This window comes from Kribbella sp. NPDC104740, from assembly GCF_055583505.1.
Genome location: NZ_JBVJNV010000004.1, coordinates 82,856 through 103,625 on the forward strand (window position 1 = coordinate 82,856; position 20,770 = coordinate 103,625).

Sequence of the window (20,770 nt, forward strand, 5' to 3'; positions counted from 1 at the left end):
GCTCGTGTCTCGGCTCAGCGGCCGAGGTCCAGGCTGCCCTGGACCACCCGCTGGTCCTGCTGGGCGACCCGGTCCAGGTAGCTGCGGGACTTGGTCACCTCGTTCTCCAGCGTGCCAATGGTGGCGGCCATGTTGTCCAGCGCCTCCACCTTGAAGGTGTCGATCGCGTCCATCGTGGCGTAGATGTTCGCGAACGCCGCCTGCAGCTGCGGCAGCCCGATGGTCGCCGAGGCGGCCTGCTGCTGGATCGCGACCGAGTTGTCGCGCAGCATCTGCGAGGTGCGCTCGATCATCCCGCTGGTGGTGGTGTTCAGCGCGGTGATCTGGTCGAGCACCAGCTTCTGGTTGCCCAGCGCCTGCGCCACGATGACCGCCGTACGGAGCGCGGAGACGGTCGTGGTCGAGGCGCGGTCGACGCCCTTGATCAGCTCGATGTTGTTCTTGATCACGATGTCGATGGCCAGGTAGTTCTGGATCGACACGGCCAGCTGGACGAGCAGGTCCTGGTGCTTCTGCCGGACGTAGAACAGCACGTCCTCGCGCAGTGCCTTGGCCTTGTCCGGGTCGGTCGCCTCCAGCTCGGCGATGGTCGCCGACAGCCGCGCGTCCAGCCGCTCGGCGACGTACACGTACTGGTTCAGCCGGCCCATCGCGTCCCAGAGCTGCTGCTTCTCCAGGTTCAGCGCGGCGTTGTCCTTGCCGAGCTCGTCCTGGCCGTTGCGCAGCGAGTGCAGGATGCCTTCGAGGTGGCTCTGCGCGCTCTGGTACTTGCGGAAGTAGTCCTCGATCTTGTCGCCGAACGGGATCATCCCGAGCAGCTTCTTGGTCCCGGTGGCTTCCTTGGGGTCCAGGTTCTCGACCGTACGGCGCAGCTCGAGCAGCGTCTTGCCGACCGTCGAGCCCTCGGCCAGCCCACCGGCGGTCAGCGCCTTGACCGGCGACTGGAGCAGCCGGTTCGAGCTCTCGGCGGCGTGCCGGATGTCGACGTCACCCATGCTGCGCACGTCGCTGGCCTTGGCCGCGAACTCCGGCGAGCGCGGCGCCGCGGTCATCAGCGAGGTCAGGTAGGTGTCGACCTTCGAGTCCAGCCCCGGCAGCGCGGCCGGGTCGACCGCGGGCGCCATGCTCGGCGCGGCCGTCGCGGCGACCGGCTGTGTCGGCGCGGGTGCGGTGAGTATCAGCCCCGGCGCGGTCGCGGTCGGCGGCTGCAGCGGCGACACCGCCGGCTGCGCCTGCGCGGCCCCCGCTGCTCCGGGTGTCCCCGCGGTGTTGTCGGCTTCGGTCATCGTCGTTCCCCTCCGGTGGCCTGCCACGGGCCCGCGCCCGCGTCCCCTGTCACACACTCCGTGACGCGCACACAATCTACGCGGTTCCCGGTCCGTTGGGACCAGACGTAACGTAGTCGTTGTCAGGACAAGGAGCGGGCGTAGCTGACGAAGGTGAAGCCCTCGCGGGGGTCGCGGGCGGTCTCGGTCCAGGCCGCGGGGTCGATCTCCGGGAAGGTGACGTCGCCCTCGGGGGACTGGTCGACCTCGGTGAGCTCCAGCCGGTCGGCGTACGGGAGGGCCAGCCGGTAGATCTCGCCGCCGCCGGCCACGTAGAGGTCGTTGCCGTCGGCAAGCTTGAGCGCGTCGTCCAGGCTGTGGACGACGTCGACACCCTCGGTCGACCAGTCGGCCTGCCGGGTGACGACGACCGTACGGCGGCCCGGCAGCGGGCGGCCGATCGAGTCGTAGGTCTTGCGGCCCATCACCAGCGTGTGCCCGAGCGTCAGCTGCTTGAAGTGCTGCAGGTCCTCGCGGATCCGCCAGGGCAGGTCGTTGTCGCGGCCGATCACGCCGTTGCGGCCGACGGCCGCGATCAGGACGACGCTCATACCGCGATCGGCGCCTTGATCCCCGGGTGCGGGTCGTAGCCGGTCAGGACGACGTCCGCGATCTCGTAGCTGTCGATAGAGTCGCGCTGGGCCAGCTCCAGCGTCGGCAGCGGGCGGGGGTCGCGGGTGAGCTGCAGCTTCGCCTGCTCGAGGTGGTTCAGGTACAGGTGCGCGTCGCCGAGCGTGTGGACGAAGTCACCGACCTCGAGCCCGGTTTGCTGGGCGACCATGTGCGTGAGCAGCGCGTACGACGCGATGTTGAACGGGACGCCGAGGAAGATGTCGGCCGAGCGCTGGTACAGCTGGCAGGACAGCTTCCCCTCGGCGACGTAGAACTGGAACATCGTGTGGCACGGCGGCAGCGCCATATCGTCCAGTTCGGCGACGTTCCACGCGCTCACCAGGTGCCGGCGCGAGTCGGGATTCTTCTTGATCGCCTCGATGACGCCGCTGATCTGGTCGACGTGCCGGCCGTCCGGGGTCGGCCAGGAGCGCCACTGGTAGCCGTAGACCGGGCCGAGCTCGCCGTTCTCGTCGGCCCACTCGTCCCAGATCGAGATGCCGTTCTCCTGCATCCACTTCACGTTCGTCGAGCCGCTGAGGAACCAGATCAGCTCGCCGACCACCGACTTCAGGTGCAGCTTCTTGGTGGTCACCGCGGGGAACCCGGCGCTCAGGTCGTACCGCGCCTGGTGCCCGAAGACACTCAGCGTGCCGGTCCCGGTGCGGTCGCCCTTCTCGACACCGTGGGTGAGGACGTGGTCGAGGAGGTCCAAGTACTGCCGCATGGTGCCGACCTTACAACCGGCGCTGTACGGCGTACTGGCAGACTCGCGCCCGTGGGTGACGTGGAGTACGTGCTGACGCTGGTGCTGCACGTGGAGAAGACCGAGCGCCCGGCGCAGACCGACGCGCTGGAGACCGCGGCGCGCGCGGTGCTGGCGATCCTGGCCGACGAGCGCTCGACGGGTGAGGGCGAGTGGGCCGAGGCGATGTACGCCTGGCAGGACGCGCGGATCCGGAAGGTGGTCCGCCGAGGGCGAGGCGCCGAGTGGCGCCGAGCGGCTGCGTTGCCGGGGATCACAGTCACCGGTGGGTCAGCTGAAGTGCGAGTCTTCCCACCAGTTCCTCTCGACGGGGTCCCGAAGGACCTGGCCAAGCTGCAGGTCACCGGCACCGACCTGGAGGACGAGGACCTACCGCCGGTCGCGCCTGGCCTGCCCGTGCTCTGGGTCAACCCCGGCCTGGAGATGTCCACCGGCAAGACGATGGCCCAGGTCGGCCACGCGGCTCATCTGGCGTGGTGGCGCTTGCCGGACACCGCCCGCAAGGCGTGGGCCGACGACGGGTTCCAGCTGGCCGTCCGGACGGCCTCCGCAGACCAGTGGAAGCAGCTGCTGCGCACCCGCCTCCCCGTCGTACAGGACGCCGGCTTCACCGAGATCGAGCCCGGCAGCCGCACCGTCATCGCGGATCACCCAGCACTCACCCGGTAGTGCAGGTGCGTCACCCGGTCGCCCTCAACCACCGTCGGGTTGTCCAGCAGCACCTGCTCGCCGCTGAAGTCCCCGAAGAACCTGACCCCAGTCCCGAAGACCACCGGAACCAGGTTGTACGCAACCTCGTCCACCAGCCCAGCGGCCAGCGCCTGGCCGGCCAGGTAGCCACCGGTCACCGCCACGTCCCGCTCACCGGCATGCGCCCGCGCCTGCTCGATCGCCGCCTCGATCCCGTCGACGAACGTGAACGGCGCGTCCGGGAACGGCCAGTCGGTCGGCGGCTGGTGGGTGACGACGAAGACGTGGTCGCCGACCGGCGGCACGCCGTCCCAGCCGTTGGTGATGTCGAACAGGTGCCGGCCGATCACGCATGCCCCGATGTTCGGCCAGGTGGCGTTCATGTATGCGGCGGTGGCCTCGCTGACGTGGAACGGTCGGCCGGGGTCGGTGCCGAAGACCTCCACCGGGCCGTTGTTGTACCAGTCGAACAACGGCCCGACGGCGTCTTCGGTGTCGGCCACGAAGCCGTCCAGCGAGACGGCGGCCGTGGCGATGACGTTACCCATCACGAGTCCTTTCGTACGGCGTACGTGAGGTGCTGGGCGTTCGGGGTCGAGATCGCGGACGTCAGCTCCAGGTCCACCCGCGGGCCGTCGCCGGCCGGGTAGAGCCGCGTCCCACCGCCCAGCACGACGGGCGCCACGTGCAGCCGCAGGACGTCGGCCAGGCCGGCGGCGAGCACGGCGTAGCAGACCTCGCCGCCACCCATGACGACCGTGTCCTTGTCCCCGGCAGCCTCGCGGGCCTGGCGGATCGCGTCGGCGAGGTCGGTGACGAACGTGAAGCGGTCGCCGAGCCGGGTCTTCTCGGGCGCCTCGTGGGTGACCACGAAGATCGGCGGGTTCTGCTCGCCGTCCGGCTGCGCGCCGTACCCGAGCTCGTCGGTCCAGCCGTCCGGGGCGTCGATCACGTCGAACAGGTTGCGGCCCTGGACGACCGAGCCGGTCTCGGCGAAGCTCCGGTCGAGCACCGCGCGGTTCTCGTCGGTGCCGTCGAAGACCCAGTTGTGCAGCGCCTCGCCGTTGTCGCCGAGGCCGTTGCCCGGGCCGGCGTTCGGCCCGGTGACGTAGCCGTCCAGCGAGACGGTGATGTCGACCACGACCGGGCTCATCGGCCGGTCTCCTTCGCCAGCAGCGCGGTCAGCTTGTCCAGCCCGTCGTTCAGGCCGCGCTCCATCCCGCTGGCGACCATGCCGTCGCGGGCCTCGATCGACGGGAACACCGACCAGACCCGCAGCTGAACGCCGTTCTCGGTCGCGGTGTACGTCGCCTTCTCCAGGCTGACCTCACCCGGGAACCCTTCGTACTCGAAGGTCTGGATCACCATCTCGCCGGGCACGATGGCGTGGAAGACCCCCCGGAAGGCGTACTCGCCGCCGTCGGCGTCGCGGTGGATGTAGCGGTACCGTCCGCCCGGACGGACGTCGTACTCGACGACCTCCATCTGCAGGTCGTTGGGGCCGAGCCACTGCGCGACCAGGTCCGGGTCGGTGGAGACCTTGAACAGCTGGGCCGGGGTGGCGGCGAACTCGCGCAGCACCTCGATGAACGGGGTGTTCGCGGGTGCGTTGATGGTGGTCTCACTCATGGTCCTGCTCCTTCACGGTTTCGAGTACGGCGTCGATCCGGCGGAACCGGCGCTCGGTGGTCAGCCGGTACTGGTCGATCCAGCTGGTCAGCTGCTCGAGGGCGCTCGGCGCGAGGTGGCACGGCCGGCGCTGCCCGTCACGGGTCCGGGTGATCAGCCCGGCGGCCTCCAGCACGGAGATGTGCCGGGAGACCGCCTGCAGCGTGATCGGGAACGGCTCGGCGAGCTCGTTCACCGTCGCCGGACCGCGGGACAGCCGGGCGATCAAGGACCGCCGGACCGGGTCGGCCAGAGCCAGGAAGGCCCGGTCGAGTGCTGCTTCGTCGAACATCATCTTTATCAACCAATTCCTTGATCAACTGATGTGTTGAATATAGGCAGAGGTTGGCCGGATGGTCAAGGCACCGTCGCGAAGGCCGCCATCATCGCCATGTCCTCGTGCTCGAGGTTGTGGCAGTGGATCAGGTACTTCCCCTTGTGAGCGGTGAATCGCACCAGCACCTCCACCACCTCCGCCGGCCGCACATCCACCGTGTCCTTCCACCCCACGTCGTACGGCCCCGGCGCACCACCCCCGCGCCGCAGCACCTGGAACGGCGCCAGATGAACATGCACCGGATGGTGCACATCGGTCACGAACGACCACACCTCGTACTGGTCGAGCTGCACGGTCGCCTGCATCACCGCCGGGTCGAACGCCTTGCCGTTGATCGTCCACCCCCGATGCTCCCCGGCCGTCCCACGCCGGAAGCGCCACTTCCGCCGTACGGCTCCGCTCGGCTCCACCGTCTTCACGTACGACGACAACTTCGCCGGCACCGCGCTCTCGTCAACCGCCTTACGTGCAACGACAAACCGCATCACCTCAGCCGCCCGCCCGGTCCCCAGCTTGTTCCGCAACGTCACTGCTGTCCCGACCGCGTACTGCGAGAAGTCCACCACCACGTCGAACCGCTCCGCCGGTGCGACCACCAGCGTCTCGTGCTCGACCGGCGCATCCAGTAGCCCGCCGTCGCTACCGATCTGCACGAACCGCCCCGGCCCGTCGAGCTCCAGCTCGTACCGTCGCGCATTGGCCGCGTTGAGGATCCGGAAGCGATACCTGACCGCCTCGACCTCCAGTACCGGCCACGGCGCTCCGTTGACGAGCTGGACGTCGCCGATCACCCCCTCCATGTAGCGCGACTCCACGCCAGGCCCGTCCGGTAGCGACGGGTAGCGGAACGACCCGTCCTCGTTGAACGACCGGTCCGCCAGCACCAGCGGCACCTCCCGATCGCCTGCAGGTAAGGGAAGTGCGTCCTCCTCGGCGTCGCGGACGAGGTGCAGCCCGAACAGCCCGCGGTAGACCTGTGGAGCGGTGTAGTCCATCCGGTGGTCGTGGTACCAGAGCGTGGCGGCCCGCTGGGAGTTCGGGAACGTGTAGCTACGGCTGCCGGTCTTCACGTCGCCACCTGTCATGCCGTGGTGCCCGGCGTGGTCTTGGTGGTTTCCGTTGGGCATCAGCAGGTCCAGCGGCCAGCCGTCGCTGCTGGCGGGGGTGTGCCCACCATGCAGGTGTACGACGGTCGGTACGTCGAGCTGGTTGACCTGCTCGACCACACTGGTCCGCCCACTCCGCACGTCGAACGTCGGGCCGGGCAGCAACCCGTCGTACCCGAGGACCTCGGTGCGGAGACCGGGGAGGATCTCCAGTGACGCCTTGCGCTGTACGACGCGGTAGTAGTCGGTGCTGGCGTCGCTGCGGACCGGCTGCTTGGTCGGCGGGATCGGCAGCGGCACCTGGAACGGCTCCGGGAGCGGTACGGCGCTGGTGAGCAGCTCGGCGGTCTGACCGGGCGACGGGTCGAGGCCGCAGCCGGCCAGGGTGGCGGCACCGGCGACGCCGAGGAATCCGCGGCGGGACAGCTTCATCGGGTGACCTCCGGGTCGTGGCGGAAGGACCAGACCGTCATCGCGACGACGGTGCCGACGATCGCCGTACCGAGTGGGACGTGGACGGCGAAGTTCTGCAGGTAGCCGTAGGTGAGCTGGACGAAGTCGGCGAAGAACAGCGCGAGCGTGACGAGTGCGGGCCAGAGGCGGCCGCCGCCGGGTCGCCAGTAGAGGACGGCGACGACGAACTGGAGCATCGCGACCATCCAGAGCGTGGAGCCGATCGGTCCGTGGATGTCCATCGCGTCGGCTTCCCCGGAGAGGAAGTAGCCGGCGAGGATCGGCTGCGCGATGACGAGCCCGCTGTGCAGAAGAAGGATGATGCGGAGGAGCCAGAGGGTGAAGCGAGTCATGCTGTCACCGCCGTACGACGTACTGCCCAGCAAGCGAACGTGACAGCGCCGGCGACCACAGCAATGGCAAGGGGTAGGTGGAGAGCCAGTTCGCGGTTGTAGCCGGCGTGAATCAGCAGGGCCTCACCGGTCAGCAGGGCCGCGGTGAGAACAGCAGGTCTGGCCAGGCGGGTGGCGATCGTCAGGGCGAGCTGGATCGCGCACAGCGCCGCGGCGGTCAGGCCGATCAGCTCGTGGATCAGGATCGCGCCGCCATCACCGTTCAGGTAGAGGCCGGCGAGCAGCGGCTGCAGGCAGACCACGCCCGCGTGCAGCACCGCGACGGCACGAAGAAGCTTCATGCCGTTCAGAGTAGTAGCGTGCCTACATGTAGCGGCACCAGGTAAAACCCTGGGGCGCCCCTAGGTGAGCTGCCCCAACCGCGACACCGAGATCCCCGCGCGCTCGCAGACCCAGTGCGGATCCGGGCCGAGCTCGGGCTCGATCCGCAGCTCGTGGTCGTTGAGGTCGTCGCACGCCGTGCAGCGCGGCCACCGGACGCCCGAGTCGGTCAGCCGGTCCTGCACGTCCTGCGCGACCAGGCCCGCGATGTGCTCGGCGCCGTCCGGCCACTGGTCGAGCCACCACTGGCGCTCGGCGACCGCGTCCTCGAGCGCGGACACCATCGCGGCGTCGTCGAATCCCCGTGCGGCCAGGTCGTGGAGCACCAGCGCACGAGCGGTCAGCAAGATCCCCGGCTCACTCATCGCCCATCAGAGTGCCAGACGGCGTCGACAAACCGAAGTGGCGGACGTGCACCACCCACTAACCTCCTGCGCGCTTCGGTGTTCACGCTTGGCGCGCGGCGCGGGCGCGGGCAGATGACGGGTTAGTGGGTGGTGCACGTCCGCCCGCTCACCGGAGAGGTGAGCGGGCGGACCGGCGGCCGACCTGCGGTTGGCGGTCAGCGGGCGGTGCGCGACCTGCGGCTAGTGCGTGGCGGGCTCGCAGCGCGGGTCGAGCCGGTTGGCCAGCCGCAGCTCGTGCGTCGCCGCCGTGCGGAGCGCGGCGCCGAGACGGGTGCGCAGAGTGGAGCCGCGGCGCGGCTCGTCCGGCTGCTGGGGAGCGTCGGGAAGTGCGGACTGTGACAGCGACCGCGCGTTTTCCACGGCGGTGTTTCCGGCGATGAACATGAGGGTGCTCCCTTCGAGAAGAGCGTGGTTGAGTACCCGGCGACCAGTCGGCCGTCGGTGGTTCGGAACGGGTTGTTCAGTTGCGGGGAGCGGGACCGCTGCTCGCGCGCACGACCAGCTCGGTCGGCAGCAGGATCTGGCGGTCCTCGACGGACGGGTCGAGCAGCACGCGCCCGACCGCCCGGCCCTTGTCCTTGATCGGCTGGCGGACGGTGGTCAGCCCGGCCGTCTCCGCCTGCGGGATGTCGTCGAAGCCGGCCACGGTCAGGTCCCGCCCGGGGACCAGGCCGCGCGCCTTCATCGCCTCCATCGCACCCAGTGCCAGTACGTCGCTCAGCCCGACGATCGCCGTCGGCCGGTCTTGGGAGTCGAGCACCCACTCGGCCCCGATCAGTCCGGAGCTGAACGCGTTGTGCCCGCCGGAGACCAGCCGGATCCGCGCGTCCGGCATCTCCTTCTGCAGGCCGCGGATCCGCAGCTCGCAGTCGGTGTAGCCGACCTCGTCGAGCGTCATCTCGACCGGCTGCGTCCCGGCCGCCTCGGCGTTGTCGACCAGTACGACGATGTCGCGGTGCCCCAGCCGCGCCAGGTGCTTCCCGAGCTTGGCGGCCGCCTCGACCTCGTCGATCGCGACCCACGACAGGTCCGGGTGGTCGCCGCGGTCGGTCGAGACCATCGGGATGTTCCGCGCCCGCAGGATGTCGAGCCCAGGATGCGCGCCGGCGACGCAGAAGATCGCCGCCGCGTCGATCGCCGCCTGCTGGACGGCGTTCGTCCCACCCTGGATGTCGGTCGAGCTGAGCGGCATCAGCAGCAGACTGGTCGCGAACTCCTCGGCGACCTCCGCGAGCCCGGCGAGGAAGCCGACGGCGTACGGGTCGGAGAAGGCGTATGCGAGCTTGTCGGTGAACAGCACCCCGACCGCCCCCGCCTTGCCACTGCGCAGGGCCCGCGCCGAGGCGTCCGGCCCGGCGTACCCGAGCTCCTGCGCGGTGCTGAGGATCCGCTCCCGCAGTGCGGCCGACAGCTGGTCCGGCTTGTTGTAGGCGTTCGAGACGGTCGACGGCGACACCCCGACCGCCTGCGCGACCGTCTTCAACGTGACTCCCGGCGCCATCTCCAACCCCTTTCTGTATCGATCTAGAAAAACGATACAGAAGACCTCGGGAGAGTGCAACACCGAATCCGCCCCGGGCGTCGGCGAGAATGGTGCGCATGGGGTCGTTGCTCGAGGTCATCGCGTTGCACCCGGCGGACGCCGAGGCGGCTCAGGAGGGTGGGGCGGACCGGCTGGAGCTGTGTGCGTCGATGGAGGCGGACGGGTTGAGCCCGTCGGTGTCCACGGTGAGCGCGATCCGGCGGGTGACCGACCTGCCGTTGCGGGTGATGCTGCGGCTGAGCGACTCGTTCGCGGTGAACGGCGCGGAGCTGAACAAGCTGACCGCGACGGCGCAGTCGTACCTCGGCGCGGGGGCGGACGGGTTCGTGCTCGGCTTCCTGACCGGGGACAACGAGGTCGACACCGAGTCGACGGCCGCGCTGGTCTCCACGTTCGCCGGTACGCCGTGGACGTTCCACCGCGCGGTCGACCACGTGCTGGAGCAACGGCCGGCCTGGCGCGCGCTGCGGACGCTGCCGGGGCTCGACACGGTGCTGACCGCCGGGTCGTCGCTCGGCGTACGGCACGGGCTGGACGACCTGACCGCGCTGGCGAAGGCCGATCCGTCGGTCGCGTCGGTGATGATGGCCGGCGGTTCGCTGCAGCCCGAGCACGTGCCGTGGCTCTACCAGGCCGGCGTCCGGAAGTTCCACGTCGGCTCGTCGGTCCGCCAGGACGGCTCCTGGACCAAGGCGTACGTGAACTCGCGCTTCGTCAAGGCGTGGCGCAACCTGCTCGACGCCCAGGACGCCAAGGAGACGACCGCGTGATCCTGATCGACCCCCCGGTCTGGCCGGGCTGGGACCGGGTCTGGTCGCACCTGGTCAGCGACGAGTCGTACGACGAGCTGCACGCCTTCGCCCGCAAGGTCGGCATCCCCGCACGCGGGTTCGACCGCGACCACTACGACGTACCCTCCGACCGGTACGACGACATGGTGGCCGCCGGCGCGACCCCGGTGGAGAGCCGGGTGCTCGTCCGGCGCTTGATCGAGTCGGGCCTCAGGCACAGAAAAGGTGCCCCGGGCAACTAGCCCGGGGCACCCTCAGTTCTTCAATCGAGCAGTTCGGTCACGGTCCCGGCGGCGACCGTGTGGCCGCCCTCGCGGACCGCGAAGCCGAGGCCGACGTTCAGCGCGACCGGCTTGGCCAGCTCGACCCCCAGCTCGATCGTGTCACCGGGCATCACCAGGGCGATCTCGCCCAGGTCGATGCCACCGTCCACGTCGGTGGTCCGGATGTAGAACTGCGGCCGGTACTCCGCGCCGAACGGGCTGTGCCGGCCGCCCTCGGCCGTCGACAGCGCGTGCAGCGTCGCCCGGAACTTCCGGTGCGGCGTCACACTGCCCGGCAGTGCCACGACCTGACCGCGACGGACCTCGTCGCGCTTCACGCCGCGCAGCAGGATCGCCGCGTTGTCGCCCGCCTCCGCGGTCTCCAGCGACTTGCCGAACGTCTCCATCCCGATCGCCGTGGTGGTCAGGGTCTCACCGAGCCCGACCACCTCGACGGCCTCGCCGACCTTCAGCGCACCGCGCTCGACCGCGCCGGTGACGACGGTGCCGCGGCCGCTGATGGTGAGCACGTTCTCGATCGGCATCAGGAACGGCTCGCCCAGCTCACGGTCCGGCGTCGGCACGTAGCTGTCGACGGCGTCCAGCAGCTCGCCCACCGAAGCGGACCACCGCGGGTCGCCTTCCAGCGCACGCAGCCCGGAGACACGGATCACCGGAACCTCGTCACCCGGGAACCCGTACTCCGACAGCAGCTCCCGGACCTCGAGCTCGACCAGGTCGAGCAGCTCCGGGTCCTCGACGGCGTCCGCCTTGTTGAGCGCGACCACCAGGTACGGCACCCCGACGCGTTGCGCGAGCAGCACGTGCTCACGGGTCTGCGGCATGGCGCCGTCCTGCGCCGACACGACCAGGATCGCGGCGTCCACCTGGGCGGCACCGGTGATCATGTTCTTCACGTAGTCGGCGTGGCCCGGCATGTCCACGTGCGCGTAGTGCCGGGTGGCGGTCTCGTACTCGACGTGCGAGATGTTGATGGTGATCCCGCGCTGGACCTCCTCCGGCGCCCGGTCGATCCCGTCGAAGGCGACGAACGAGTTCAGGTTCGGGTCGCGCTCGGCGAGCACCTTGGTGATCGCGGCGGTCAGCGTCGTCTTGCCGTGGTCGACGTGACCCATCGTCCCGATGTTGAGGTGCGGCTTGGTCCGCACGAACTGGCTCTTGGCCATGGTGGTGTTTCTCCTTGCTGGTCAGTGGTTCCGACGAGAGCCAGGACCCCCGGCCACCACGTCACCGCACAGCAAGCACTGCTGCGAGAGAGGGGGCCGGTTGCCGTGCCACCCTCCTCCGCGGGTCCTGCTTCAGCAGGAGGAGGGTCGGCGTCGCGCGCCGGTGAACAGATCTGAATCCGCTGACGTGTGAGTCCACGCGGCAGCGCCCGTCAGGCCCAGGGCCGACAGGTACGCAGCAGAATCCGCGCGGAACATGGTCATCACGATAGGGATCAACCAGGACGGCGGCAAAGGAATTCCCTGCCCGAGGTAGCCCTCGGCAACGGCCGGTCGGAGGCCTCCATGAGGGTGGCCGCGTCCGTCAGTTCATGGCGAAGAGGCGGACGCCGTCGCTGAAGATCGGGCGGCCGCCGGCGACCGCGACGGCGGGTTTGTCGCAGGTGACCTTGTCGCGTTCGGAGGCCTTGGCGGCGTCGGGGCTGGCGATGATCGGGCGGGGCTGGACGCCGGTGGTGCCGATCATGACGGGGGAGCAGACGCCGTTCTGCTGGGGCATCAGCGTGACCACGCGGCCGTCCGGCAGCAGGCCGAAGCCGTCTCGGGGGAAGGACGCGTGCTGCAGCTTCGGTGGGACCTCCAGCAGGTGGTGCCACTGCGGCGTGCCGTCGGCTGGGCTCGCTGCGGAGACGTCGTACGTCTGGGGTTCACCGGGCTCGGTGCTGGTTCGGCAGGTCACCAGGACGATCGTGCTGTGGGTGGCGGCGAGCTGGGCGTCGCAGGAGGACGTGCCGAGCCGCGGCCGCGGCGTGCCGGGCACTGGGGTGGTCCAGAGCATCCGGCCCTCGCCGACGTCGACCGACCACTGGTGCAGCGTGCCGCCGGCGTCGCTGGTCCAGACCAGGCCGGAGACCTCTCGGGTGTCCGGTACGGCGACCAGGTCGCCGATCCAGGTGGAGGGGTCGAGTTCGGCGCTCAGCTCGAACTGGATGCCCAGGTCGACATCCCACTTCTGGTCGCCGTTGTTCAGGTCGAGGCCACGGACCTCAGCACCGTTGCCGCCGCAGGCGTCGACCACGACGGCCTGGTCGGCCAGCAGCACGCCCTGGGTCACCGCGCACTGCAGCCGTGTCCGCCAGTGGGTCGGGTTGCTGACGCCGTGCGCCACGACGTACTTGCCCTCGGCGACGAGCAGCTGGTTTCGGTCGACGGCCAGCGCGGTGCCGTCGGTGTGGACCTCGGTGAGCACGTCTCCGGTGTCAGCATCCAGTACGGCGTACGTCGGGAGGTCGATGCCGCTCGGTGCGCGGTTGCTGCCGTAGGGGAGGTGGGCGGCGATGGTCCGGCCGTCGCTGGAGACCAGCAGGCCGCGGGAGCCGTTGGAGGCGGCGTCGACGACGTCGGCGCGGGAGTAGCGCCAGCGGATCTGACCAGTGGTCGCGTCGGACATCACCACGCCGTCCGGACGCAGCTCAGCGACTCCACCGACAGTCCCGGCGATAGCACCGGTGGCCGGGACCTCACGGCTCCAGGCCAGCTCGCCGTCCAGCTGCACCGGCAGCACACCCGCAGGCATGGTCGCCGTGGTGCTGACGGTGTTCGCCGTCTCGAGCCGGGCCTGTACGAAGGGCTCGCCGGCGGACACCATGATCCAGGCGAGCACACCGGCGCAGACGACGGTCACGCCGAGGCCCAGCGCTCGCGGCGGAGCGACGGCGTACGGCGGAGCCAGCCGCAGGCGCCTGGCCAGCGCCAGCAGGGCTCCGGCGATCAGCAGCGCGACCGAGGCGAGCATCAGGTACGGCCAGCGCTCGCTCATCGCGGCGCCGGGAGCTGTCGCCGGCCAGCGCCACCAGCAGACACCGGTCGCGACCACGCCGACGGCGCAGAAGACGATCGCGGGGATCGTGATCAGCTTCGGCTGCGCGCGCCGGAACCAGGCGCAGGCCAGCCCGGCCGCGACCGCCGTACCGGCGATCGGGGCCCAGACCGGGAAGCCGGTGGACTCGTCCGGGGCGACCGGCCAGCGAGCGGCGGCGCCGAGGCCACGGCCGAGCAGCACCGAGGCGGCGATCACCACTCCGAGCGCGGCGCCCAGGTAGATCATCGGGATCAGGCCGGAGATCGGCCGGGCCGCCTTCGGGGCCCAGCGGGTCAGCTCGCGCTCGAGGTTGGCGTGCGCGGGCTTCTCCCAGTGCTCGCGGCCGTGCGCGGTCGCGTAGAGCGGAGTCTCGGCCAGGTTCTGCAGGAAGGTCATCCGGCCGCGGGCGAAGTCGCGCTCGGCGATGTGCTCGTACTCGGCCCGGACACCGACCGCGTACTCGTCGTACCGATCGGCGTCCATGCTGAGCACCCGCAGGTCGGCGTCGCAGAGCACGGCGCCGTTGGCGTCGTCGGGCTCGCAGTCGTGCCGAGCGGTCAGCCGGATCAGCCGGCCGATCTCGGCCACCCGCTCCGCCTCCACGCCGTACGCCGCCAGCTCGAGCTCGGCCAGCTGCGCCGAGACCTCCTCGTTCTCGCCGGGGTCGGCCTTCGGGTCGTAGATCGCGTCGTGGAACCAGGCCGCCAGCCGGACCGTGTCGGCGTCGTCGGCCACCGCGGCCAGCTTGTCGATCGTGGTCAGCATCTCCGACAGGTGCTGCTGGTCGTGATAGTGGCGATGCAACTCTGCGTAACGGGCCAGCAGGTCCTCGCCCAGCGGCTGCGCGTGCGGCAGCAGGCGATTCCACTGGTCGCGCAGGTCCATGGTTATGGAGTCTGACACCCGGGAGCACCCCGGACCGACCGATCCGGGGTCCACGGTTAGGGTCGTGGCCAAAGCGATATCGGCTCGTCACCAGACCGCTGCCCGGCCCGGGCGGGTCGGGCACAGGGGTTCGGGAACGGAGAACAGCATGCGGTTCGGTCTGGTCGGCACCGGTCCCTGGGCCCGGCGTACCCACGGACCCGGTCTGCGGGCCGCCGAGGGTGTCGAGCTGGTGGGGGTCTGGGGACGCGATGCGGGGCGCGCGAACGCGCTGGCGACCGAGCTCGGGACCACTGGGTACGACGACTACGCGGAGTTACTCGAGGTCGTCGATGCGGTGGCGTTCGCCGTTCCGCCGCGGGTCCAGGCCACGATGGCGCTGGAGGCGGCGGCGGTCGGCAAGCACCTGCTGCTGGACAAGCCGGTCGCCGACTCGCTCGACGACGCGCAGGCGGTGGCCGACGAGGTGGCGGCCGAGGGGATCGCGTCGGTGGTCTTCTTCACCGGCCGGTTCCAGCCGGAGCTGCGGTCATTCTTCGCCGAGGTCCGCGAGCGCGGCGGCTGGAAGGGCGGCTGGGCGCGGATGCTGGCCTCGCTGGACGCTCCCGGTAACCCGTACAGCGAGTCCCAGTGGCGCCGCGAGCAGCGCGGCGCGCTCTGGGACGTCGGTCCGCACGCCCTGTCCAACCTGAGCGCCATGCTCGGCCCGATCGCGTCGCTGCGAGCTGTCGGCGGCGAGAGCGGCCTTGTCCACCTGGTGCTCACCCACGAGTCCGGCGCGACCAGTACGGCGAGCCTGTCGCTGTCCGCGCCACCTGCCGGCAGCAACTTCGAGACCGGCATCTGGGGCGAGACCGGGACGGCACTGCTGCCGCCGACGGAGACCTCCTCGGTGGACGCGCTGGCGATCGCAGCGGCAGAGCTGGTCGCTGCCGCGGAGTCCGGGGAGTCGCATCAGATCGACGCGGCCTTCGGCACGCGGGTGGTCGAGCTGCTCTCCTCCGCCGAGTCGCAGCTCTCCTAGCGGAGGGCGATGATGCTGCTGTTGCCAGAGGTCAGCAGCAGGTTGCCCACTGCCCGGATGTCCCGGCTGCAGGAGATGCCCTCGGGCAAACGCGCCCGGCGCAACCCGGTCCGGCCGATGCTGTTGGCGTAGCAGCCGTCGAAGCCACGGGACAGCGAGACGACCCGGGCGTCCTCGGTGACCGCCACTCTCGCTCGCGGGTTGACGGCCGCGGTGGTCTGCCAGGCGGTCCGGCCGGTGGCCGAGTCGATGGCGGTGACGACGGTCTTGTTGTTCTGTCGCGTATCGGGTCCGGGGCAGTCGACGACGACCAGGAGCCTCCCGGCCGGGCTGAGGAACGTCCGGCACGACCAGTCGCGCGGCACCGGCCAGCGCCACTGGATCTCACCGGTCCGCGGCTGTACGGCGACCAGCGCGCCTGGCGTGTTCGCCTCCTCGCTCTGCTCGGCGACGACGACCAGACCCCCGACGACGACCGACCGGCGGAACAGGTTGCTCGGCGACTTCCGCCACAGCTCCTTGCCGCTCTTCAGGTCCAGGCCGACCATGTCGTCCGGCTTGTCGTCGCAGCTGTGCCCGAGGAACGCGACCACCGTGTCGGTGGTGGCAGCTGCGTCGACCGACGTACAACGGCCGGGTTCGAAGGACCAGCGCTCGCTGCCGTCGGCGTCCACTCCGCGCAGCCGGTCGGCGCCGCGGCTGACCTCCTGCCGGGTGAGCAGCGGGTCCGCCTGGACGATGGCGTGGTCTCTGGTCCGACCCGGCCAGGCTGCTTGGCGGTGGCCGGTCTCGGCGTCGAGCAGCAGGTACCCGATGTCGGTGAACTCGGCCAGCACGTATCGCCCGTCGCCGGTCGCGGCGATGTTCGGCTTCTCGTCCGAGTCCGACCGGCTGTAGCGCCAGCGCAGCTCGCCCGTCGCAGCGTCCAGCATCTCCACCGACCCGGTCTGCCGCGGTACAGCGATCCCGTACGGCGTACTGACGGCCTCCTCGGCTCCGGCGCCGGTCAGCGCCCGGCTGACCCAGGCGACCCGGCCGTCGACCAGCGAGCGCGGTGCGGCACCGGCAGCCGGCGCTGAGCCTTCGACGCGTTCGTTGGACTCGAGCACGTAGTTCCTGGACAGCGGCTGCACGATCAGCAGCAGGACCAGGGCGATCACGGCCGGAACAGCCAGCCAGGCCAGCTGCTGACCGACGTTCCGTGTCGGGGTGTAGCGGGCGGCTCTGGTCCGCAGCAACGAGGCGACCAGCGCAGCAACGCCTGCTACGAGCAGCAGGAGCAGTGCGGAGATCAGCAGAGGCACCCGGAGGCCAACCCCCACAGCAGGGTTGGTGGTAGGAACCTTGGCCCAGGCAACGAGCAGTCCGGTCGTGGCGACGGCGATGACCGTGCCGGAGATGAGCTTCGCCCGCTGGGTGTTGCTGCGGGAGCTGCGGAAGAGCAGTGGCGCAGAGAAGAAGGAGAAGACCGCCAGACCGACAGGGGGCCAGCCGGACTCCAGGTCTACGACTGGGACCTGCCAGGGAGCACCGGCTGCGGCAATGGCCACGACAACCGCTGCGATCGCGCCGAACGTCGCGGCTGCTGCCAGCGCCGCCTGCTGCCAGCCGCGCCACGGTGCGGGCAGTTCGCTGTCGAGGCCGGCGAGCTCGGTCTCCAGGTTGACCCGGGCAACGGCTCCCATCCGTTGGCGGGCCAGCTGGGTCCGGTAGAGGTGGCCGTCGAGCAGGGCGCGCACCTCGTCGTACCGGCGGGCCATGGCGATCGTGCGCTCGCCCGCGTCCCGGCGTACTTCGGCAGCGTGGGCTGTGTAGCGGCTCGGGTCGGTGGCGAGGACTGAGTTGACGGCGTCGAGCAGCACGTCACCGTTCGCGTCACGGCGGGGTGGTGCGTAGGAGTCGGTCGGTGGAGTGGCCAGCTCGCCGGTCAGCCGGACCAGCCGGGCGACCTCCGCGATCCGGATCGGAGCTACGCCGTACTGCGGCAGCAGCTGCTCGGCCAACCGGGCCGAGGCTTCGGCGTCCTCGCTGGGGTCGCCACCTGGTTCGTGGACCGCGCGGTGGAACCAGGCGGCCAGCCGGACCGAGGTCGGGTCGGTGCTGAGCTGCAGCAACGAATCCAGCGTCGAGAGCACGGTGTCGAGGTAGTGGTCACGGTAGGCGCGACGGTTGCGTCCGACGTACCTGGCGATCAGATCGTCGGCCAACGCCTCGGAGCCGGGGATCGGCTCGTTCCATCGCTCGCGCAGGGCCACCACCGCCACAGTGTGCCAGAGAAGGAGAAGGCGGAACGGCGGGTGCAATTCTTGGGGGAAGAGAGAGATTGCACGGCGAGATTCGACATCGGATCGAGTCGTTCCCGAGACGGTTGGAGTGTCCTGGTGAAGATTGCTCAACTCGACCTGGTCGCGTTGCCCGGAGCCGGCGACTGGCCCGTGCTGGTCGTCGTGGTGCGCACCGACGACGGGCTGACCGGGATCGGCGAGGTCGGGATGCGTGGGCGCGAGCGGGCCGCGGTCGGGGTCGTGGAGGACCTGCGGCCGTTGCTGGTCGGGGTCGACGCGACCCGGATCGAGCACATCTGGCAGCTGGGGTTCCGGTCGGTCTTCTTCCCGCCGGATCGCCACCACGGGTCCGTGCTGGCCGGCATCGACCAGGCGCTGTGGGACCTGCGTGGCCAGGCGCTCGGCGTACCGGTGTACTCGTTGCTGGGCGGTCGGTCGCGGGATTACGTACCGGCGTACGCGCATGTGCGTGGTGGCGGAATGGACGACGTGCTGAACCACGCGGCGGAGCTCGCCGAGGCAGGGTGGAAGCATCTGCGGTTCACGGCCTGGGACCCGCAGGAGCCGGAGTACGACGCCCGCCGGGCGGTCCGGTGGACGGTGGAGCTGATGCAGGAGCTGCGGGCCGGGCTGGGCGACGACATCGAGTTGCTGGTCGACGCGCACACCCGGCTGGACCTGGCCGAGGCGGTGCAGCTGTGCCGCGAGCTGGAGCCGGTCCGGCCGTTCTTCGTCGAGGACCCGCTGCGCAGCGAGCACCTGTCGGCGTACAAGTCGCTGCGCGGGCGGGTCGGCGTACCGCTGGCGGCGGGGGAGCAGTTCGTCACCAAGTGGGAGTTCCGTCAGCTGGTGGAGGACGAGCTGATCGACCACGCGCGGATCGACATCGGCCACACCGGTATCACCGAGGGCCGCAAGATCGCGGCGCTCTGCGAGACGCACCACGTGCAGCTGGCGCTGCACAACTCCATCGGCCCGGTCTGTACGGCGGCGTCGACGCAGCTCACCACCGCGCTGCCGAACATCAGCGTGCAGGAGCAGGCGCACCACTTCGCGTCGGAGGTCGGCGCGTTCAGCAGCAGCGTCGTACTGGAGCCTGGCCGGCTGATTGCCTCCGACACCGACCCGGGGATCGGCATCCGGGCTGATCTGTCCCAGGCCAGTGCGCCGGAGACGGCGGCCATCCCGCAGCTGCACCGGCCGGACGGCTCGGTCACCAACTGGTGAGCTACTGCTTGGCGGCGAGGACTCCGTCGAGCAGCCCGGGGTAGAGGGCGTCCAGATCCTCGCGGCGCAGGGCACTGATCCGCCGGGTGCCTTCGGTACGGGTGGTGAGGACACCGGACTCGCGGAGCATCTTCAGGTGGTGGGCGCGCGTCGACGCGGTCACCGGCAGCTCCAGCTCTCCGCAGGCGATCCCCTCGGAGGTGCCGGCCAGCATCCGCACGATCATCAGCCGGACCGGCTCGCCGAGAGCCTGCAGCACGGCGTCGACCCGGATCTCGTCCCGGGCGGGCTGCGGTAACTGTTTCGAGGTGCTCACGGACTCCATAGTACGACGCCTGTCGAAGTTCGATGAATATCGTAGTACGATCGACATCGAATCATTCGACTTGGAGGGGTTTGCTGATGTCCGCACGCATCTACCTGCTGGCCGGCGGCGCGTTCGCCGTCGGGACCAGCGCGTACGTCGTGTCCGGGGTGCTGCCGTCGGTCAGTTCCGAGCTGCACGTCTCCCTGACCGCCGCGGGCCAGCTGGCGACTGCCTTCGCGCTCTCGTACGCCGTCGGCGCGCCCCTGCTGTCCACGCTGACCGGTCGCTGGGAGCGCAGGACGCTGCTGATCGCGGCGCTGCTCCTGGCGGCGCTGGGCAATGCCATCGCCGCGGTGGCGACGACGTACCCGCTGCTGATCGTGGGGCGCGTGGTGGCGGCGTTCGGCGCGGCGGCGTACACGCCGGCGGCGACGCTGTTCGCCACCGGGTTCCTGCCACCGAAGGAGCGCGGTAGAGCGGTCGCGGTGGTGTTCGGTGGGCTGACGTTCGCGCTGGTGCTCGGCGTACCGGCGGGGAGCCTGCTGGGTGGGCCGCTGGGGTACCGCGGGGTGTTTGCGTTGATTGCTGTGGTTGCTGCGCTGTTCGCCCTGGCTGTGCGGCTGGCGCTGCCTCGGGTGGAGGCGCCGGCTCCGGTGAGTCTGCGGGAGCGGTTCGCGGGTGTGACCGACCGGCGGGTGCAGACCGTGCTGGTGATGACCGTGCTCGGCGTACTGGGGACGATGAGCGTCTACATCTACGTGGTGCCGCTGCTGGACAAGACCGCTCACCTGCACGGGGGAGTGGTGGGGATCCTGCTGCTGGTCTACGGGCTGGGCGCTGTGCTGGGCAACTGGCTCGGTGGGCGGGCGACGGACCGGTTCGGCAGCCTGCGGACGCTGACGGTGACGATGTCCGGCTTCGTCGTGGTGATCGGCACGCTGTCGCTGACCGCCGTCAACGTCGGTGGGGCCGCGGTCGCGCTGTTCGTCTGGAGCGTGTTCACCTGGGCGTTCAACCCGCCGATCCAGAACCTGCTGCTGGAGATGGCATCCGGCGGTGGACTGCTGCTCGCGCTGAACGCGTCGGCGATCTACCTGGGTGCTGGGCTGTCGGCGATCATCGGCGGCGTGGTGATCAACCTGGTCGGCGTGGAGTTGCTGCCGCCGATCGCCGCCGTCCTGGGGCTGATCGTGCTCGGGCTGATCCTGCAGCTGCGCCGGAACCCGGAGCTGCAGCGGGTCGAGGATCTGGAGTCTTCCGACGAGGTCGTGGGAGTTCTCGCGGACTGATCCCTTGACA

At 70.2% G+C, this 20,770-nt stretch carries 23 protein-coding genes; 6 read left to right on the plus strand and 17 right to left on the minus strand.

Going from position 1 to position 20,770, the window contains the following annotated elements; all coding sequences use genetic code 11:
• Window positions 1–14: 14 nt before the first annotated feature.
• From ACZ6Z4_RS21420 to ACZ6Z4_RS21430, 3 genes are all read right to left on the minus strand, one after another.
• Entirely contained in the window at window positions 15–1,286 is a 1,272-nt protein-coding gene (locus tag ACZ6Z4_RS21420) for a toxic anion resistance protein (protein ID WP_465567061.1), read from the minus strand.
• A gap of 122 nt (window positions 1,287–1,408) precedes the next feature.
• Complete coding sequence (locus ACZ6Z4_RS21425; protein ID WP_465567064.1) at window positions 1,409–1,876, minus strand: dihydrofolate reductase; 468 nt, start codon at window positions 1,874–1,876, stop codon at window positions 1,409–1,411.
• Window positions 1,873–2,664 (minus strand): thymidylate synthase, encoded by a 792-nt coding sequence (locus ACZ6Z4_RS21430; protein WP_465567067.1) that lies wholly within the window; start codon window positions 2,662–2,664, stop codon window positions 1,873–1,875. Before ACZ6Z4_RS21430 ends, ACZ6Z4_RS21425 begins: the two co-directional genes overlap by 4 nt.
• A gap of 51 nt (window positions 2,665–2,715) precedes the next feature.
• Here ACZ6Z4_RS21430 and ACZ6Z4_RS21435 point away from each other — a divergent pair, with 51 nt between their 5' ends.
• A complete protein-coding gene (locus ACZ6Z4_RS21435) occupies window positions 2,716–3,372 on the plus strand; it encodes a peptidyl-tRNA hydrolase (RefSeq protein WP_465567072.1) in 657 nt (218 codons plus the stop codon).
• On the opposite strand, the gene ACZ6Z4_RS21440 is transcribed toward ACZ6Z4_RS21435, so the two are convergent.
• The 10 genes from ACZ6Z4_RS21440 to ACZ6Z4_RS21485 all read right to left on the minus strand — a co-directional run bounded on the left by ACZ6Z4_RS21440 (window position 3,351) and on the right by ACZ6Z4_RS21485 (window position 9,599).
• Window positions 3,351–3,941, minus strand: a complete 591-nt coding sequence (locus ACZ6Z4_RS21440; protein ID WP_465567075.1) for a dihydrofolate reductase family protein — start codon at window positions 3,939–3,941, stop codon at window positions 3,351–3,353. The two genes, ACZ6Z4_RS21435 and ACZ6Z4_RS21440, sit on opposite strands and share 22 nt — an antisense overlap.
• Window positions 3,941–4,546, minus strand: a complete 606-nt coding sequence (locus ACZ6Z4_RS21445; protein ID WP_465567078.1) for a dihydrofolate reductase family protein — start codon at window positions 4,544–4,546, stop codon at window positions 3,941–3,943. Before ACZ6Z4_RS21445 ends, ACZ6Z4_RS21440 begins: the two co-directional genes overlap by 1 nt.
• Window positions 4,543–5,022 (minus strand): SRPBCC family protein, encoded by a 480-nt coding sequence (locus tag ACZ6Z4_RS21450; RefSeq protein ID WP_465567081.1) that lies wholly within the window; start codon window positions 5,020–5,022, stop codon window positions 4,543–4,545. Before ACZ6Z4_RS21450 ends, ACZ6Z4_RS21445 begins: the two co-directional genes overlap by 4 nt.
• Window positions 5,015–5,356 carry an ArsR/SmtB family transcription factor gene (locus tag ACZ6Z4_RS21455; protein WP_465567083.1) on the minus strand — a complete coding sequence of 114 codons (342 nt, stop codon included), beginning with the start codon at window positions 5,354–5,356 and terminating at the stop codon, window positions 5,015–5,017. Before ACZ6Z4_RS21455 ends, ACZ6Z4_RS21450 begins: the two co-directional genes overlap by 8 nt.
• Before the next feature lie 62 nt (window positions 5,357–5,418).
• The gene (locus ACZ6Z4_RS21460) at window positions 5,419–6,936 is read right to left on the minus strand and encodes a multicopper oxidase family protein (RefSeq protein ID WP_465567086.1); all 1,518 of its coding nucleotides are present in this window, start codon (window positions 6,934–6,936) and stop codon (window positions 5,419–5,421) included.
• Window positions 6,933–7,310 (minus strand): hypothetical protein, encoded by a 378-nt coding sequence (locus ACZ6Z4_RS21465; RefSeq protein WP_465567089.1) that lies wholly within the window; start codon window positions 7,308–7,310, stop codon window positions 6,933–6,935. Before ACZ6Z4_RS21465 ends, ACZ6Z4_RS21460 begins: the two co-directional genes overlap by 4 nt.
• Window positions 7,307–7,651, minus strand: coding sequence for a hypothetical protein (locus ACZ6Z4_RS21470; RefSeq protein ID WP_465567093.1), 345 nt, complete (start codon window positions 7,649–7,651; stop codon window positions 7,307–7,309). The genes ACZ6Z4_RS21465 and ACZ6Z4_RS21470 overlap by 4 nt, the downstream gene beginning before the upstream one ends.
• A gap of 60 nt (window positions 7,652–7,711) precedes the next feature.
• Window positions 7,712–8,056 carry a hypothetical protein gene (locus ACZ6Z4_RS21475; protein WP_184798424.1) on the minus strand — a complete coding sequence of 115 codons (345 nt, stop codon included), beginning with the start codon at window positions 8,054–8,056 and terminating at the stop codon, window positions 7,712–7,714.
• A 222-nt stretch (window positions 8,057–8,278) separates the two neighbouring features.
• Window positions 8,279–8,482 (minus strand): hypothetical protein, encoded by a 204-nt coding sequence (locus tag ACZ6Z4_RS21480; RefSeq protein ID WP_363665997.1) that lies wholly within the window; start codon window positions 8,480–8,482, stop codon window positions 8,279–8,281.
• Between the two features lie 76 nt (window positions 8,483–8,558).
• On the minus strand, window positions 8,559–9,599 hold the full coding sequence (locus ACZ6Z4_RS21485) for a LacI family DNA-binding transcriptional regulator (protein WP_465567098.1): 1,041 nt from the start codon (window positions 9,597–9,599) through the stop codon (window positions 8,559–8,561).
• A gap of 98 nt (window positions 9,600–9,697) precedes the next feature.
• Here ACZ6Z4_RS21485 and ACZ6Z4_RS21490 point away from each other — a divergent pair, with 98 nt between their 5' ends.
• Together ACZ6Z4_RS21490 and ACZ6Z4_RS21495 are read left to right on the plus strand one after the other, a co-directional pair.
• On the plus strand, window positions 9,698–10,411 hold the full coding sequence (locus tag ACZ6Z4_RS21490; RefSeq protein ID WP_465567101.1) for a copper homeostasis protein CutC: 714 nt from the start codon (window positions 9,698–9,700) through the stop codon (window positions 10,409–10,411).
• The gene (locus ACZ6Z4_RS21495; RefSeq protein WP_465567105.1) at window positions 10,408–10,674 is read left to right on the plus strand and encodes a DUF4031 domain-containing protein; all 267 of its coding nucleotides are present in this window, start codon (window positions 10,408–10,410) and stop codon (window positions 10,672–10,674) included. The genes ACZ6Z4_RS21490 and ACZ6Z4_RS21495 overlap by 4 nt, the downstream gene beginning before the upstream one ends.
• A 20-nt stretch (window positions 10,675–10,694) precedes the next feature.
• On the opposite strand, the gene tuf is transcribed toward ACZ6Z4_RS21495, so the two are convergent.
• A complete protein-coding gene (gene tuf, locus ACZ6Z4_RS21500) occupies window positions 10,695–11,882 on the minus strand; it encodes an elongation factor Tu (protein WP_465567108.1) in 1,188 nt (395 codons plus the stop codon).
• 364 nt (window positions 11,883–12,246) lie between these two features.
• Window positions 12,247–14,646: a hypothetical protein gene (locus tag ACZ6Z4_RS21505; RefSeq protein WP_465567111.1), complete on the minus strand. Its 2,400-nt coding sequence runs from the start codon at window positions 14,644–14,646 to the stop codon at window positions 12,247–12,249.
• Between the two features lie 130 nt (window positions 14,647–14,776).
• Here ACZ6Z4_RS21505 and ACZ6Z4_RS21510 point away from each other — a divergent pair, with 130 nt between their 5' ends.
• The gene (locus tag ACZ6Z4_RS21510; RefSeq protein ID WP_465567114.1) at window positions 14,777–15,652 is read left to right on the plus strand and encodes a Gfo/Idh/MocA family protein; all 876 of its coding nucleotides are present in this window, start codon (window positions 14,777–14,779) and stop codon (window positions 15,650–15,652) included.
• On the opposite strand, the gene ACZ6Z4_RS21515 is transcribed toward ACZ6Z4_RS21510, so the two are convergent.
• The gene (locus ACZ6Z4_RS21515) at window positions 15,649–17,910 is read right to left on the minus strand and encodes an outer membrane protein assembly factor BamB family protein (protein WP_465567117.1); all 2,262 of its coding nucleotides are present in this window, start codon (window positions 17,908–17,910) and stop codon (window positions 15,649–15,651) included. The genes ACZ6Z4_RS21510 and ACZ6Z4_RS21515 overlap by 4 nt on opposite strands.
• A gap of 123 nt (window positions 17,911–18,033) precedes the next feature.
• Here ACZ6Z4_RS21515 and ACZ6Z4_RS21520 point away from each other — a divergent pair, with 123 nt between their 5' ends.
• Window positions 18,034–19,164 carry a mandelate racemase/muconate lactonizing enzyme family protein gene (locus tag ACZ6Z4_RS21520; RefSeq protein WP_465567120.1) on the plus strand — a complete coding sequence of 377 codons (1,131 nt, stop codon included), beginning with the start codon at window positions 18,034–18,036 and terminating at the stop codon, window positions 19,162–19,164.
• A 1-nt stretch (window position 19,165) separates the two neighbouring features.
• On the opposite strand, the gene ACZ6Z4_RS21525 is transcribed toward ACZ6Z4_RS21520, so the two are convergent.
• A complete protein-coding gene (locus ACZ6Z4_RS21525) occupies window positions 19,166–19,480 on the minus strand; it encodes an ArsR/SmtB family transcription factor (RefSeq protein ID WP_465567123.1) in 315 nt (104 codons plus the stop codon).
• A gap of 86 nt (window positions 19,481–19,566) precedes the next feature.
• Between ACZ6Z4_RS21525 and ACZ6Z4_RS21530 the strand changes: the two genes are divergently transcribed.
• Entirely contained in the window at window positions 19,567–20,760 is a 1,194-nt protein-coding gene (locus tag ACZ6Z4_RS21530; protein WP_465567126.1) for an MFS transporter, read from the plus strand.
• The last annotated feature ends 10 nt before the right edge of the window (window positions 20,761–20,770 follow it).